We start from the raw sequence: 14,180 nt of genomic DNA, 5'->3' as shown, positions 1-14,180 counted from the left end.
TATCTCATGCTACAAGCAAAGGAGGTTTTATGATGTCAACAGTACTCAGAAATTTTGACACATGGAAAAAGTTCTTGGGTGAACGTGTGACGCAAGCTGAGAAAATGGGTATGAGTGAAGACACTATATCTAAATTAGCTTACGAAATTGGCGATTTCCTAGATGAAAAAGTCGATCCGCAAAACCCCTCTAACCGTGCCCTGAAAGAATTATGGTCGGTGGGAGACAAAGAAGAACGGCGTACAATCGCCCGTCTAATGGTGAAATTAGCCAAAAAAAACGTATAGTACATGAGAAAAGCCCCCTCACGGGGGCTTTTCTACAAATTTAAAGACTTGACCTTGCCTTTCATATTTTTTTTATATATCATTAACGTGACCCGTTATTCAAAACCGATCAAGAGACGAGCCTCTCCCGGAAAGGGTCAGAGGTCTATTTTGTCGAATAAGTGTTAAGTATAATCTGTGTTAAGATGGGGTGTTTAATTGGGAATCCAACAATGGTATATGGAATATAAGATACATAAAAACCGTCCGGGATTACTGGGAGATATTGCTTCTTTACTCGGGATGCTGGAAGTTAATATACTGACAATTAATGGCGTGGAAGGTGAAACCCGTGGGATGCTCATTGAAACGGACGACGAGGAGAAAATTCACCTTATGGGTGCTATGCTCAAAAAAGTGGATAGTATAACCGTTTCTGCATTAAGACCGCCTAAACTTGTCGATATTTTAGCTGTTCGTCACGGTCGTTACATTGATAGAGATTCAGATGATCGAAAGACATTTCGTTTTACTCGGGATGAACTTGGTTTATTAGTGGACTTTTTGGGTGAAGTTTTTAAGAAAGAGGGAAATCAGGTTATTGGATTAAGAGGGATGCCGCGCGTCGGTAAAACGGAATCCATTATTGCTGGAAGTGTATGTGCCATGAAGCGTTGGACGTTCGTCTCTTCGACATTGTTACGTCAGACTATCCGAAGTCAACTCTCTGAGGATGAAATGAACCCGAACAATGTTTTTATTATTGATGGAATTGTTAGTACAATTCGGTCTAGTGAGAAACACTATAATTTGTTGCAAGATATTATGAATATGCCTTGTACGAAGGTGATTGAACATCCCGATATTTTTGTTAAGGAGTCGGAGTATTCGTACGACGATTTCACGATCATTATAGAACTTCGGAATAATCCTAGTGAGGAAATTATTTATGATACATTCACCAGCACTTATACCGACGATTTATAAATTAGACAGGAGGTGATGGTATGTCGGAACTGGGTCAGCAGTTAAGAGAAGCTAGATTGGAAAAAGGAATGAGTCTGGACGATGTTCAGGAAATGACAAAAATTCGTAAGCGATATTTAGAAGCCATCGAGGCAGGTGATTATAAAGTTCTTCCGGGAACTTTTTATGTGCGGGCTTTTATTAAGACTTACGCGGAAACGGTGGGATTGAATCCAGATGAGCTGTTAGAAGGGCATAAACAAGATGTGTCATCCTCTGAGCCTGAATCTACAATGGAGCCAGTGATTCAAAAGCGTTCGAGTAATAAAGCTCCTTCGGAGCGTAATGTTAAATGGTTATCTACCGTATTAATGTGGACTTTTCCGATACTGATTGTCGTGGTCATTTATGTGTATTTATCAACACGAGATGATAAGCCTGATGCTAACAAGGTCGTCGATTCGGGACAAAAGATAACAGATTCACAGCAAGATCCTTCAACTCAACCTAAGGCTCCTGAAGTCACACCACCGACAGGCAATGGTGGAGAGGCTGGGACAACACCAGATGAAGAAGGCACAGTAGTGCCTGATGAAGAACCCATAGAAGAACCGAATCCAGAGCAGGTTCCGCAGAGTTTGACAGTTACCGAAGATGGCAAAAGCGGGAAAAATACAATCTTTAAAGTAGCTGCTCCAGTGGGAAGTAAGGTTCAGGTGGAAATTAAAGCAACAGGTCAAAGTTGGATGGAAATCTACCGAGGAGGAAATTCTCAGGGAGAAAAGCTATTTTTTAACAATACTAAAGACGGAGACAATTTGTCTTTCGATTTGGATAGTCAAGGCCTATATATTAAGTCTGGATACTCCAAAGCGACGAATATTACGGTTGGAGGACAGTTAGTAACAGATGGTAAGGCTACATCACGGATTTTGTTGAAAATGGGTGAACCCGAAGAAAATAATTCAGTTACTGGCGAATAAGCTCCACTTTTGACGGAAATGATAAGATCAGCTTTACAAGACTAGAATCTTTTATTTTCCGATGAAGTGAGGTCTATTGCCATGACAGTAAGCTGGATTGTAACGGGCTTAGGTATTATTGTGAGTCTCCTTGGTTATTATCTAACTCCCAATGCTTGGGGCTACGGTATTCTAGGGTTTGGACTCGCTCATATTTTCTTGGGAATTCTGAACATGTTTAGAGCACCGTCATATAGTAAATAAATCACTTACTCAGAAAAGGTATTCCTATAGATGAGGCAGTTTCTCACAGGAGTACCTTTTTTGCTGATTAGACTTCAATGTAAGAATCATATATTATGACTACGTAGATGTTTAGAAAGGGCGTGGAACAATGAGTTCTGAAAATTCATTCGATATTGTATCCAAATTTGATTTACAGGAAATGATTAATGCTATAACGCAAGCGGAAAAAGAAATTGAAACGAGATTTGATTTCAAGGGCAGTAAGAGTAGTCTGAAGTTAGATAAAGACACACTGGTCATTGTTTCAGATGATGAGTATAAGCTAAATGCTGTCATTGATATTCTACAGACCAAAATGATTAAGCGTGGTTTATCGTTAAGGAATGTAGATTACAGTAAAATAGAGCCTGCCTCCCTTGGAACCGTACGTCAAAGATTGACACTAAAGCAAGGAATAGATCATGACAACGCGAAGAAAATTAACATTTTAATTCGTGATTCTAAACTGAAAGTCAAAAGTCAAATCCAAGGTGATCAAATTCGCGTAACGGGTAAAAGTAAAGATGATCTACAAGGTATCATTCAATTATTACGTAAAGCGGATCTTTCATTAGATCTACAATTTACTAACGTGAAGTAATTTAGTTTCTCTTTCTTGAAGAAGGGGCTAAGCTCAAGAATGGCATAGGTCTTTCTTTTTGACAGGTTACAAACGGATATATTATAATTGTGAGTATTACTTAGGGATAATGGGTTGTTAATCATTGGGGGATGCATGCATACATGACAGAGAGAGTCATAACTACAACACTTAGATCGAAATTTTCGGTGAATTCGGAGTACATATCCGAGGAGGTTATTCTGTGAATTTACCTAATCGTATCACGATAGCAAGAATTTGTCTGATTCCCATTATGATGGTGTTTCTGTTAGTTGATTTTGATTTCTATCCCTCTCCTTTGACATGGGATTCATATGAATTACCTTACAATCAGCTTATTGCAGCGATTATCTTCATCCTTGCAGCGAGCACGGATGGGATTGATGGTTTTCTAGCACGCAAGCATAATATGGTGACAAATTTAGGGAAACTGCTTGATCCACTTGCAGATAAATTACTTGTGGCAGCCGTTCTGATCTCTTTAGTGGAGATGGGGAAGTGCGATAGCTGGATTGCAGTTATAATCATTAGCCGTGAATTTGCAGTTACCGGACTTCGTCAAATTGCTCTCTTGGAAGGTAAAGTTGTTGCTGCTAGTAATTGGGGCAAAGTAAAGACAGTTGTGCAGATTGTAGCTATCGTAATGATGCTGATTAATAACTTTCCATTTGAATGGATCCATGTACCGTTGGACGTCATTGTCACATGGGCTGCTGCCTTGATAACTCTGTATTCTGGAGTTGATTATTTTATCAAGAATAAGTCATTGCTTCACCTCTCCAATAGTTAAACGCAGTTTGAAGACAATAGGATAAATTCCTATTGTCTTTTCTTTCAAAACAATGGTCATAGAACGAAATACTCTTTTCATGGAGGTCATAATATTATGAAGGCAGAGATTATTGCAGTAGGAACGGAGCTTTTACTTGGGCAAATTGTGAATACCAATGCGCAATTTCTATCACAAGAACTAGCAACAATGGGTATTGATGTATACTTTCAGACCGTAGTTGGCGACAACATGTCGAGACTCCAGGAGTCTATTGAATTAGCGCGTCAGCGTGCAGATATCATTCTATTGACCGGTGGGATTGGACCGACTCAAGATGATTTGACGAAAGATGCATTGGCTACCGTACTGAATCGTACATTACATATAGATCGACTTGCAATGGAGCATGTGGACAAGTTCTTCGTACAACGCGGTATTCATATGACCGAGAATAATCGTAGGCAAGCACTCGCTATTGAGGGAAGTTCTCCGCTAGCTAATTCAACGGGACTGGCTGTAGGTAATGCTATTTCACATGAAGGGAAATATTACGTCGTACTTCCGGGGCCTCCTAAAGAGATGAGACCTATGTTTCAAGATGAAGCCAAACCGTGGCTCTTGCAGCATGCTTTAACGAATGAGATGCCTATTTATTCTACCATGCTGAAATTTGCTGGAATTGGTGAATCTGCTTTAGAGGAGCGCCTTCTAGATCTCATTAACAACCAGAGTGACCCAACCATTGCTCCCTACGCCAAAGAAGGGGAGGTAACCGTTAGAATTTCTACTAAAGCACGAAGTGAAAAAGAAGCGATGATGAAACTAAATGCTTTAGAAGTACAAATTCAAGCACTGCTTCCAGATCACTTATATGCGAATGAAGATATACCGATTGAGAAAGCGATTGTAGACCTTATGGCTGACCGTGGGCTCACACTCAGTGCTGCAGAGAGTTGTACAGGGGGGCTACTGATGGAACGCATTACATCCGTCCCAGGGAGCGCGACTATGTTTCTTGGTGGTATTGTATGTTACTCGAATCAGTTGAAGGAAAAGCTGTTGAATGTTCCTCATGATCTACTTGAAGGCGAGGATGCTCCGGGTGCAGTTAGTGCAGAAGTAGCTGAAGTATTGGCTGAACAGGTAAGAATGATCGGGGATACAGATTTTGGTCTTTCGATTACGGGGGTTGCCGGTCCTGCCTATTCGGAGCGAAAGCCAGTGGGATTAGTATATGTTGCTATTGCCGAACGAGGTAAGAAAACGGAGGTTCATGAGCTTAACTTAACGGGTAATCGAGATTCAATTCGTCATCGCACGGTTAAAAGCTTACTCTATCGTCTATGGAGAACAATCATGCTAAGTGAGAAGTTGTAATAGACTGAGTTGAATGATTCATGTGAATAGGAGTATAATGGCTTTAACGGAAGAACCGTAGCAATGATGCTGCGGTTCTTTTTCTATATCGCGAACTTGTGGCAACATGAGAGAGGGGTATGGTTCTACAAAAAAAACGAATGTATGTTCGAAAAAATGCTTGGCAAACGTTCTAAAACAAGGTATCATTATAAGTATAAACATTGAAGAAGGATGTGAGTATATTGTCAGATCGTCGTGCAGCGCTAGATGTAGCGCTTCGTCAAATAGAAAAACAATTCGGTAAGGGTTCAATTATGAAGTTAGGTGAATCTACCCATATGCAAGTGGAAGTTACTTCCAGTGGATCGCTAGCTTTGGATATTGCGTTGGGTGTTGGGGGATTTCCAAGGGGACGGATTATTGAAGTGTACGGACCTGAATCTTCCGGTAAGACAACTGTAGCTCTTCATGCTATCGCTGAGGTTCAGAAAGCGGGCGGGCAAGCTGCTTTCATCGATGCGGAACATGCGTTAGACCCTAAATATGCTAGTAACCTAGGGGTTAATATCGATGAATTGCTTCTATCCCAACCGGATACGGGTGAGCAAGCATTGGAAATTGCAGAGGCTCTGGTACGTAGTGGAGCCGTAGATATCATTGTTGTTGACTCTGTTGCAGCATTGGTACCGAAAGCTGAGATTGAAGGCGAGATGGGTGATTCCCATGTGGGTCTACAAGCTCGTTTGATGTCTCAAGCTCTACGTAAACTGTCAGGGGCTGTTAGTAAGTCTAAGACCACTGCTATCTTTATTAACCAACTCCGTGAGAAAATAGGGGTTATGTTTGGTAATCCTGAAACGACTCCGGGTGGACGTGCTTTGAAATTCTATTCCACGATTCGTTTAGATGTGCGTCGTGTGGAGAGTATTAAGAATGGAAATGACATCGTAGGTAACCGTACGAAGATCAAAATCGTGAAGAATAAGGTAGCTCCGCCTTTCAAACAGGCAGATGTTGACATGATGTATGGTCTAGGTATTTCCAAAGAGGGTAGCATTGTGGATATCGGTACGGATTTAGATATCGTTAACAAGAGTGGCGCTTGGTATTCCTATGAAGGTGAGCGTTTAGGCCAAGGTCGTGAGAATGCAAAGCAGTTCTTGAAGGATCATCCAGAGATATCTGATGTCATCGAGAACAAGATTCGGGAAGCTAGCAATCTTACGAATGCTGTTGTGGTTCCTACAACAGAGGACCAAGAGGCAGAAGATTTAGAAGAACAAGAACTATTGGAAATTGAATAAATTCTAGAATGTAACGGATCTGATCTGATTAATTTATAGAAAGGCGCCCGGGAGATGATCCTATAGGGCGCCTTTTATTCAAGATATAAGACTTTAAGGACGGAGAGGCCGTTGCTTCTTTTGTAATGGGTTATCTCTATGATGAAGAGAGGGATTGTAAGCGTGAGAGAAGTGTATGATGATATGGAGCAGGAACAAGAAATGGGAGGGGTATCTCTTTTCCCAGATCATATAGAATTAATTATTACAGGGGTCGAGCGTGAGCCTAAGCAGAGATATCGATATTTAATCTCTTTTGGTGAACATGTGTTGTCTATCCATGAAGATGTGATGATCAAATATCGTATGATCAAGGGAAATTCTTTTTGGAAGCATGAGTTAGAAGAAATTGTTCTTGCCGATGAGAAACAACAGGCTTATGTTCAAGGATTGAAGTATTTGGAACGCAAACCAAGAACTCGTAAAGAAATAAGTATTCGATTGCAGGAAAAGGGTGCAGCGCAACGCGTGATCGAAGAAGTGCTAGTACGTCTAACGCAGGAGGGGCTACTGAATGACGCTATGTATGCTGAGCAGTGGGCTGAGCAGCGTATCATGAGCCAGCGTAAGGGAAAAGCATGGGTACGACAAGAATTGAGGCAAAAGGGGATAGATAAATCTTTGATCTCAGAAGCGCTTGATAGTGTAAGCGCCGATCAAGAATATGAAAGTGCACTGACCATCGGAAGAAAAAAGTGGAATCAGACAAAAGGTGAGGCGCAAGAGAAGAAGCGCAAAGCGGGTTCTTACCTGATGCGCCGTGGATTTTCAGGTGAACAAGTTAGACGTGTTCTCCATCAAATGCTTCAAGAAGATGATTTACAGGATAGCGATGAGGACGATGTAATGTTTGATTAAGGTAAGAAGATTAGAAGTGATAGAACGCATTCTCTTGACAATATCTTTTAACAAATACTAAAATGAAAATGAGTCGAAATCATTAAGGGACCTTTTTCCTTCCAAAAGAGGTTCTCTTTTATGAAAGATTGTATTTTTCTTAATTTATATGAATGTATTTAGAGCTAGTAAAGGTGGGTTTTGTACATCTGCGAAAGTGTACAAATGAAGATCGGGTGACCGATTTAGTGGTATGATGTATGTGTAGAAGAAAAAGATGGGCAACTACAGAAATCCCAAGGAATGCCTTGGAGGAACCAACGAGGAGGTGGACGGGTTGATACCAACCTGGATCTGGATATTGATCGTTCTCGTTGTAGCCGCAATCTTTGGGTTCGTCGGTTATTTTATTCGCAAATCTATTGCAGAAGCTAAAATCTCCAGTGCCGAAGAAGCTGCCGTACAAATCGTGGAGAGCGCGAAGAAGGACGCTGAAGCATTGAAGAAAGAAACAGTTCTGGAAGCTAAGGACGAAGTCCATAGAATCCGTACTGAAGCTGAAAAAGAGACTCGTGAGCGCCGCAATGAAACGCAACGGCAAGAACGTAGACTATTGCAAAAAGAAGAATCGTTGGATAAAAAATTAGAATCGGTAGAACGTAAAGAAGAGCAAGTGGCGAACAAAGAGAAACGAATTGAAGAAACACAGCAACAAATCGATACAATTTACAAAACTCAAGTGACTGAACTAGAAAGAATATCCAACTTGACGACGGAAGATGCAAAAAGCATTATTTTGAGCAATGTGGAACAAGAAGTTCGCCATGAGACAGCACAAATGATTAAAGACATTGAGCAACAAGCGAAAGAAGAAGCGGATAAGAAATCACGTGAAATTATTACGCTTGCAATTCAGCGTTGTGCCGCCGATCATGTCGCAGAAACAACTGTTTCTGTCGTAACGCTTCCGAATGAGGAAATGAAGGGACGGATTATTGGACGCGAAGGCCGTAATATCCGTGCGCTTGAGACCCTTACCGGAATTGACCTTATAATCGATGATACGCCGGAAGCTGTAATTTTGTCAGGATTTGACCCAATTCGTCGTGAAATTGCTCGTACTGCTCTAGAGAAACTAGTAGCAGATGGACGGATTCACCCTGCACGTATTGAAGAAATGGTGGAGAAATCTCGTAAGGAAGTCGATGAACGGATTCGTGAGTATGGTGAGCAAGCTACTTTTGAGGTAGGTGTTCATGGTCTGCATCCTGATTTGATCAAAATTATGGGACGATTGAAATTCCGCACAAGCTATGGCCAGAACGTTCTGAAGCATTCAATGGAAGTTGCATACTTAGCAGGATTGATGGCTGGGGAACTCGGACAAGATATCGTGTTGGCGAAACGTGCCGGATTATTGCATGATATCGGGAAAGCGCTAGATCACGAAGTGGAAGGGTCACACGTTGAAATTGGCGTGGAACTGGCGAAGAAGTACAAAGAGCATCCAGTAGTCCTTAATAGTATCGCCTCCCATCATGGAGACGTTGAAGCTACTTCTGTCATTGCTATGCTTGTTGGTGCAGCAGATGCATTATCAGCAGCAAGACCGGGAGCACGTAGAGAAACGCTTGAGACGTATATCAAACGTCTAGAGAAGCTGGAAGAAATCGCTGAATCATTCGAAGGTGTAGAGAAATCCTTCGCCATTCAAGCTGGACGCGAAGTCCGCGTAATGGTACACCCTGAGAAAATTGATGATGCTGAATCCTTCCGCTTGGCACGTGACATCACGAAGATGATCGAGAATGAACTTGATTATCCGGGACACATTAAAGTTACAGTCATTCGGGAAACACGCGCGGTTGAATACGCGAAATAATGGTAAATATGAAAAGTGGCCACATTGGGGCCACTTTTCATATTGTTTAGACGAACAAGGAGGAGATTTGCTATCAACGTTTTATTTATTGGTGACATTGTAGGTGAGGTAGGCAGAAAGGCGCTCAAATCTTTACTGCCTGTATTAAAATCTAAGTATAACCCACATATTATTATAGCTAATGGTGAGAACTCTGCTGCGGGTAGAGGGATAACAGAATCGATCGCCAATGATTTTTATAACTGGGGAGTTCACGGGATCACTATGGGGAATCATACGTGGGATAATAAAGATATATTCGAGTTTATTGATGATGAGCCGAGATTAATTCGTCCTGCAAATTTCCCTCCGGGCACGCCTGGGCTTGGACATACTGTCATTAAAGCAAACGGCAAAGAACTGGCGATCGTTAATCTGCAAGGTCGTACCTTTTTACCAGCTATTGATTGTCCATTTCGTAAAAGTGATGAAATTGTCGAAGAACTGCGGAGAAATCATAAATGTATCTTAGTTGATTTCCATGCAGAAGCTACATCAGAGAAAATTGCTATGGGCTGGCATTTAGACGGACGAGTATCCCTAGTAGTAGGTACCCACACTCACGTACAAAGTAATGATGATACGATTCTGCCACAAGGTACCGCATATTTAACTGATGCAGGCATGGTAGGACCTAAAGAAGGAATACTGGGTATGGAACGTGAAGCTGTCCTACGCAAATTTGAAACACAACTCCCTGTGCGCTTTGTTGTAGATACAGGGAAATGGCATTTCCATGGAGTATTCGTGCAAATTGACGAGTCAACAGGCAAGGCTACGAAAATAGAGAAGATCCGTTTGCGCGAAGATGAATGGATTATGGAATAGGATTACAAAAAAGAAGGCATTTTTTCCCCTCTCCTGAATAACATCTAAGTATGTGGAAGCGAGCCATCATCATTCCCAGGGGAGGATCTTACTATGGATGTATTAAAAGTTTCAGCTAAATCTAATCCCAACTCGGTTGCGGGCGCACTTGCTGGAGTTCTCCGTGAACGAGGTGGTGCTGAATTGCAAGCGATTGGAGCAGGTGCACTGAATCAAGCAGTAAAAGCAGTAGCTATTGCCCGGGGATTCGTAGCACCTAGTGGAGTCGACTTGATTTGCATTCCAGCTTTTACGGATATTGTGATTGATGGGGAAGACCGCACTGCGATTAAATTAATCGTTGAACCCAGATGAAATGGGGGAGTTAGACCTGTTTACTTGAATTGAAGGAAGGATTCGCCTCTAAGGTTGAATTCATTCTTTCATTTAGAAGTAGACAGGTTTTTTTGTGTGAAGCCTACAGGATTGGCCAGAAGGGAGCGAGGGTATGCCACCACGCTGGGTTGATTTACATTGTGATGTTCTGAATAAAATGACTGAGAATGTTAAGATATCCTTTTTGGATGATGCTAGGTTAGACATCACTTACGAACGGATGCAGCAGGGTGGTATTGGTCTACAATGTTTTGCTATCTATTTGTCTCAGCACTGGGGACAGGCGCGATTTGAATATATACTAAATAGTATTGATGTTTTTCGTAACCGTGTGTTACCCACGGGAGAGGGTCTGCAGTGGCTCAAATGGAAAGATGAAGTAGAACGGGTTCGAGACTCCAAAAGTAAGTGGGGGATGCTCTCGATTGAAGGAGCAGATGGACTAGAAGGTAACTTATTTTATGTAAAGACTGCTTTTGAATTAGGCGTACGCTTTCTAGGGGTGACTTGGAATTATGCGAACTGGGCCGCAGATGGAATACTAGAACAAAGAAACGGGGGCTTTACTGCAAAAGGGAGACAGTTAGTAGAATTATGTCATGAGATTGGGATGTTGCTTGATGTATCCCACTTATCGACGGCTGGATTCTGGGAACTGGTGGATTTAACACGGAGACCCTTTATTGCATCTCATTCCAATGCTCATGCTATATGTGAACATCCCCGTAATTTAAGAGACGAACAGATTAAAGCCATCGTTGCACTGGATGGTCGGATCGGATTGACGTTTGTTCCTTGGTTTGTTAAAACTACGGATGACTTGGTTACATCTGAGGATCTTCTTTATCATATTGAGCATATGTGTGGCCTTGGTGCAGAGAAACATCTCATGTTCGGTTCTGATTTTGATGGAATTGAGACTTGGATTAGTGGGCTTGAACATCCGGGTCAATATCCTGATTTTGTTGAACTGTTGCTAAAACACTATAGTGAGGCGCAGGTTACAGGTTGGTTATCGGGGAACGCTTTAACTTTTTTAGAGCATCATTTACCGAATAGACTGATAGGATCAAGAAATCCTGATCTTCGATAGACTTTATAGAATCAACTAAAATAGGAATACTATTCCTGATATTCCTTAGAATCTATAGAACTTGAAGGCAAAAACTTTAGTTCAATCTATATATTTGACAATCCTGTAACAGAACGCAAATTATATGAAAATGGGGGGCTCTCTAGTGAGGGAGCGCCTTTTTATTTTGAGATAAAAGGATGTATAATGGATATTGATGTCGGCATAATATTAATTACAGAGAAAATAAGGAGTGTATTACGATGAGTAAAACAGTACCTGTAGGTGTGTCTGCTAGACATATACACCTTACACAAGAGCACGTAGAGGCTTTGTTTGGACAAGGCTACCAATTAACAGAGTTCAAGCCATTATCCCAACCAGGGCAATTTGCAGCGAATGAAACTGTAGCTGTTATTGGAACTAAGGGTCAATTTGATAAGGTTAGAATATTGGGACCGGCGCGTCCAGCATCTCAATTAGAAATTTCTAGTACTGATTCTTTCGCAATTGGAGTGAAGGCTCCTGTTCGGGAATCTGGAAATATTGAAGGAACTCCAGGAGTTACAATTAAAGGACCAGCTGGTGAAGTAACACTTGACCAGGGTGTAATTGTAGCAGCTCGCCATATTCATTTCCATACTTCAGACGCAGATGCGTGGGGTATCAAAGATAAGCAATTATTGAAAGTTCGCCTGGGCGGAAGTCGTGGACTCGTGTTAGAGAATGTCGTAGCACGTGTATCCGATTCGTTTGCACTGGATATGCACATTGATACGGATGAAGCGAACGCTTCTGGTGCCAAGAACGGGGATACAGCAGAAATTGTTGAATAAATAGGTTTGATCTGTTGAATATAGTCGTTTATTGAAAGCGGGGGAAATCATTCTCCTGCTTTTTTTGATGTTACATAAGGAAAGAGATACGCTAGAAATGCCGTCCAGTTCATGGTATAATTTATCGTAATGCCTTTTAAAGGGGAGTTGAATTTCCTCTACGGAATTGAAGGAGTGACTAACAGTATGACGAAACAAAGTAAGGATTACTCTAAATATTTTGATTTCTCAGATGCTAAAGTGTTATCTGAGGATGAGTTTGGTAAGAAAATTCGAATTAAAGGCCGGGAAATCAACATTATATCGGAGCCTAACCATAGACAAGAAAAGCAACGTGGTAAAGAAAATGTGCAAGTGATATATGGCAATGCCGTCCCAGATGAGCTGAGAGGGCTTGGAGAGGGCAAGCATTATATAATCTATACCTTTGGTTGCCAAATGAATGAACACGATACAGAGACCATGAAGGGCTTGTTAGAGGAGATGGGGTATCGCAGCACGGAAGATCGTAAAGTTGCTGATATCATTCTGATGAACACTTGTGCAATTCGTGAGAATGCTGAGGATAAAGTATTTGGTGAACTCGGTCATATGATGCACCTTAAGACAGAGAAGCCAAGCTTGTTACTCGGTGTATGTGGATGTATGGCGCAAGAGGAAAATGTAGTTAATCGTATTTTACAAAAACACGGCTTTGTCGATATGATTTTTGGTACTCACAATATTCATAGATTACCACATCTTATTAAAGAGGCGATGTTTAGTAAGGAATTAGTGGTTGATGTGTGGTCCAAAGAAGGGGACATTATTGAGAATTTACCGAAAAAACGTGAGGGCATGCGAGCTTGGGTGAACATTATGTACGGATGCGATAAATTCTGCACCTACTGTATCGTTCCATTCACGCGTGGTAAAGAACGCAGTCGCCGCCCGGAAGATGTCATTGCTGAAGTAAGAGACTTGGCTCGCCAAGGATTTAAAGAAGTGACACTGCTGGGGCAAAATGTAAATGCGTATGGTAAGGACTTCAGTGATATTACTTATAGTTTTGGGGATCTGATGGATGATATTCGAGGGATTGATATCCCTAGAGTTCGCTTTACGACTTCACATCCGAGGGATTTTGATGATCAACTAGTCCAAGTACTTGCCAAAGGTGGCAATTTAGTTGAACATATTCACTTACCCGTGCAATCAGGAAGTACAGAAATATTGAAGAAAATGAGTCGTAAATATACGCGTGCGAGCTATTTAGAGCTTGTTGGCAAAATAAAAGAAGCCATTCCTAATGTCGGATTGACAACTGATATTATCGTAGGTTTTCCTGGTGAAAGTGACGAACAGTTTGAAGATACAATGACGTTAGTTCACGAAGTTGGTTATGATTCTGCCTTTACCTTCATTTATTCCCCACGGGAAGGTACGCCAGCTGCTATTATGGAAGATAATGTGCCGATGGAAGTGAAGAAGGAACGTCTGCAGCGTCTAAACCAAGCGATCAAAGACAATAGTCGTATGAACAATGAGAAAATGTGTGGACAAGTGGTAGAGGTTCTTGTAGAAGGAGAGAGTAAGAATAATGATTCTGTCCTAGCAGGAAGAACGCGTAGCAACAAGCTGGTTCATTTTGAAGGAAGCAGTGATCTAGTTGGCTCTATCGTCCATGTGAAAATAAGTGATGCGATGACATGGTACATTAAAGGTGAAATTATGGAATCCGTAACAGTCAATTGATG

General features: G+C 41.5%; 15 protein-coding genes. All 15 read left to right on the top strand.

The window, feature by feature from the left end; genetic code table 11:
• The first annotated feature begins 32 nt into the window (after nucleotides 1-32).
• Entirely contained in the window at nucleotides 33-287 is a 255-nt protein-coding gene (locus UB51_RS12280) for a DUF3243 domain-containing protein (protein WP_044877531.1), read from the top strand.
• Between the two features lie 198 nt (nucleotides 288-485).
• Nucleotides 486-1,253 carry a DUF3388 domain-containing protein gene (locus UB51_RS12275; RefSeq protein WP_144407010.1) on the top strand — a complete coding sequence of 256 codons (768 nt, stop codon included), beginning with the start codon at nucleotides 486-488 and terminating at the stop codon, nucleotides 1,251-1,253.
• Nucleotides 1,254-1,273: 20 nt separating this feature from the next.
• Entirely contained in the window at nucleotides 1,274-2,215 is a 942-nt protein-coding gene (locus tag UB51_RS12270) for a helix-turn-helix domain-containing protein (protein WP_044877530.1), read from the top strand.
• Nucleotides 2,216-2,296: 81 nt separating this feature from the next.
• The gene (locus UB51_RS28530) at nucleotides 2,297-2,458 is read left to right on the top strand and encodes a hypothetical protein (protein ID WP_199925008.1); all 162 of its coding nucleotides are present in this window, start codon (nucleotides 2,297-2,299) and stop codon (nucleotides 2,456-2,458) included.
• Nucleotides 2,459-2,588: 130 nt separating this feature from the next.
• On the top strand, nucleotides 2,589-3,080 hold the full coding sequence (locus UB51_RS12265) for a YajQ family cyclic di-GMP-binding protein (RefSeq protein ID WP_044877529.1): 492 nt from the start codon (nucleotides 2,589-2,591) through the stop codon (nucleotides 3,078-3,080).
• Nucleotides 3,081-3,303: 223 nt separating this feature from the next.
• Nucleotides 3,304-3,891: a CDP-diacylglycerol--glycerol-3-phosphate 3-phosphatidyltransferase gene (gene pgsA, locus UB51_RS12260; RefSeq protein ID WP_044877528.1), complete on the top strand. Its 588-nt coding sequence runs from the start codon at nucleotides 3,304-3,306 to the stop codon at nucleotides 3,889-3,891.
• 96 nt (nucleotides 3,892-3,987) lie between these two features.
• Nucleotides 3,988-5,250, top strand: a complete 1,263-nt coding sequence (locus tag UB51_RS12255) for a competence/damage-inducible protein A (RefSeq protein WP_044877527.1) — start codon at nucleotides 3,988-3,990, stop codon at nucleotides 5,248-5,250.
• Between the two features lie 224 nt (nucleotides 5,251-5,474).
• Nucleotides 5,475-6,536: a recombinase RecA gene (recA, locus tag UB51_RS12250; protein WP_044877526.1), complete on the top strand. Its 1,062-nt coding sequence runs from the start codon at nucleotides 5,475-5,477 to the stop codon at nucleotides 6,534-6,536.
• A 138-nt stretch (nucleotides 6,537-6,674) separates the two neighbouring features.
• Nucleotides 6,675-7,433: a regulatory protein RecX gene (locus tag UB51_RS12245; RefSeq protein WP_234405617.1), complete on the top strand. Its 759-nt coding sequence runs from the start codon at nucleotides 6,675-6,677 to the stop codon at nucleotides 7,431-7,433.
• A gap of 319 nt (nucleotides 7,434-7,752) precedes the next feature.
• Nucleotides 7,753-9,294, top strand: a complete 1,542-nt coding sequence (rny, locus tag UB51_RS12240; protein ID WP_044880105.1) for a ribonuclease Y — start codon at nucleotides 7,753-7,755, stop codon at nucleotides 9,292-9,294.
• 72 nt (nucleotides 9,295-9,366) lie between these two features.
• Complete coding sequence (locus UB51_RS12235) at nucleotides 9,367-10,161, top strand: TIGR00282 family metallophosphoesterase (protein ID WP_044880104.1); 795 nt, start codon at nucleotides 9,367-9,369, stop codon at nucleotides 10,159-10,161.
• A 93-nt stretch (nucleotides 10,162-10,254) separates the two neighbouring features.
• Nucleotides 10,255-10,515, top strand: coding sequence for a stage V sporulation protein S (locus tag UB51_RS12230; RefSeq protein ID WP_044877525.1), 261 nt, complete (start codon nucleotides 10,255-10,257; stop codon nucleotides 10,513-10,515).
• 133 nt (nucleotides 10,516-10,648) lie between these two features.
• Nucleotides 10,649-11,629: a dipeptidase gene (locus UB51_RS12225; protein ID WP_044877524.1), complete on the top strand. Its 981-nt coding sequence runs from the start codon at nucleotides 10,649-10,651 to the stop codon at nucleotides 11,627-11,629.
• A gap of 242 nt (nucleotides 11,630-11,871) precedes the next feature.
• A complete protein-coding gene (gene pduL / locus UB51_RS12220) occupies nucleotides 11,872-12,444 on the top strand; it encodes a phosphate propanoyltransferase (protein ID WP_044877523.1) in 573 nt (190 codons plus the stop codon).
• Between the two features lie 186 nt (nucleotides 12,445-12,630).
• Entirely contained in the window at nucleotides 12,631-14,178 is a 1,548-nt protein-coding gene (gene miaB, locus UB51_RS12215) for a tRNA (N6-isopentenyl adenosine(37)-C2)-methylthiotransferase MiaB (RefSeq protein WP_044877522.1), read from the top strand.
• The last annotated feature ends 2 nt before the right edge of the window (nucleotides 14,179-14,180 follow it).

The organism is Paenibacillus sp. IHBB 10380 (assembly GCF_000949425.1).
Classification (GTDB): domain Bacteria; phylum Bacillota; class Bacilli; order Paenibacillales; family Paenibacillaceae; genus Paenibacillus_AQ.
Note: the sequence above shows the minus strand (reverse complement) of the source record. Positions and strands in the feature narration are given on the sequence as shown.

Bases quoted from the DNA above. Each gene is read 5' to 3' on its own strand.
- UB51_RS12280 (WP_044877531.1), top strand. From the start codon at position 33: ATGTCAACAGTACTCAGAAATTTTGACACATGGAAAAAGTTCTTGGGT.
- UB51_RS12270 (WP_044877530.1), top strand. From the start codon at position 1,274: ATGTCGGAACTGGGTCAGCAGTTAAGAGAAGCTAGATTGGAAAAAGGA.
- UB51_RS28530 (WP_199925008.1), top strand. From the start codon at position 2,297: ATGACAGTAAGCTGGATTGTAACGGGCTTAGGTATTATTGTGAGTCTC.
- UB51_RS12265 (WP_044877529.1), top strand. From the start codon at position 2,589: ATGAGTTCTGAAAATTCATTCGATATTGTATCCAAATTTGATTTACAG.
- UB51_RS12255 (WP_044877527.1), top strand. From the start codon at position 3,988: ATGAAGGCAGAGATTATTGCAGTAGGAACGGAGCTTTTACTTGGGCAA.
- UB51_RS12245 (WP_234405617.1), top strand. From the start codon at position 6,675: ATGATGAAGAGAGGGATTGTAAGCGTGAGAGAAGTGTATGATGATATG.
- UB51_RS12230 (WP_044877525.1), top strand. From the start codon at position 10,255: ATGGATGTATTAAAAGTTTCAGCTAAATCTAATCCCAACTCGGTTGCG.
- UB51_RS12225 (WP_044877524.1), top strand. From the start codon at position 10,649: ATGCCACCACGCTGGGTTGATTTACATTGTGATGTTCTGAATAAAATG.
- pduL (WP_044877523.1), top strand. From the start codon at position 11,872: ATGAGTAAAACAGTACCTGTAGGTGTGTCTGCTAGACATATACACCTT.
- miaB (WP_044877522.1), top strand. From the start codon at position 12,631: ATGACGAAACAAAGTAAGGATTACTCTAAATATTTTGATTTCTCAGAT.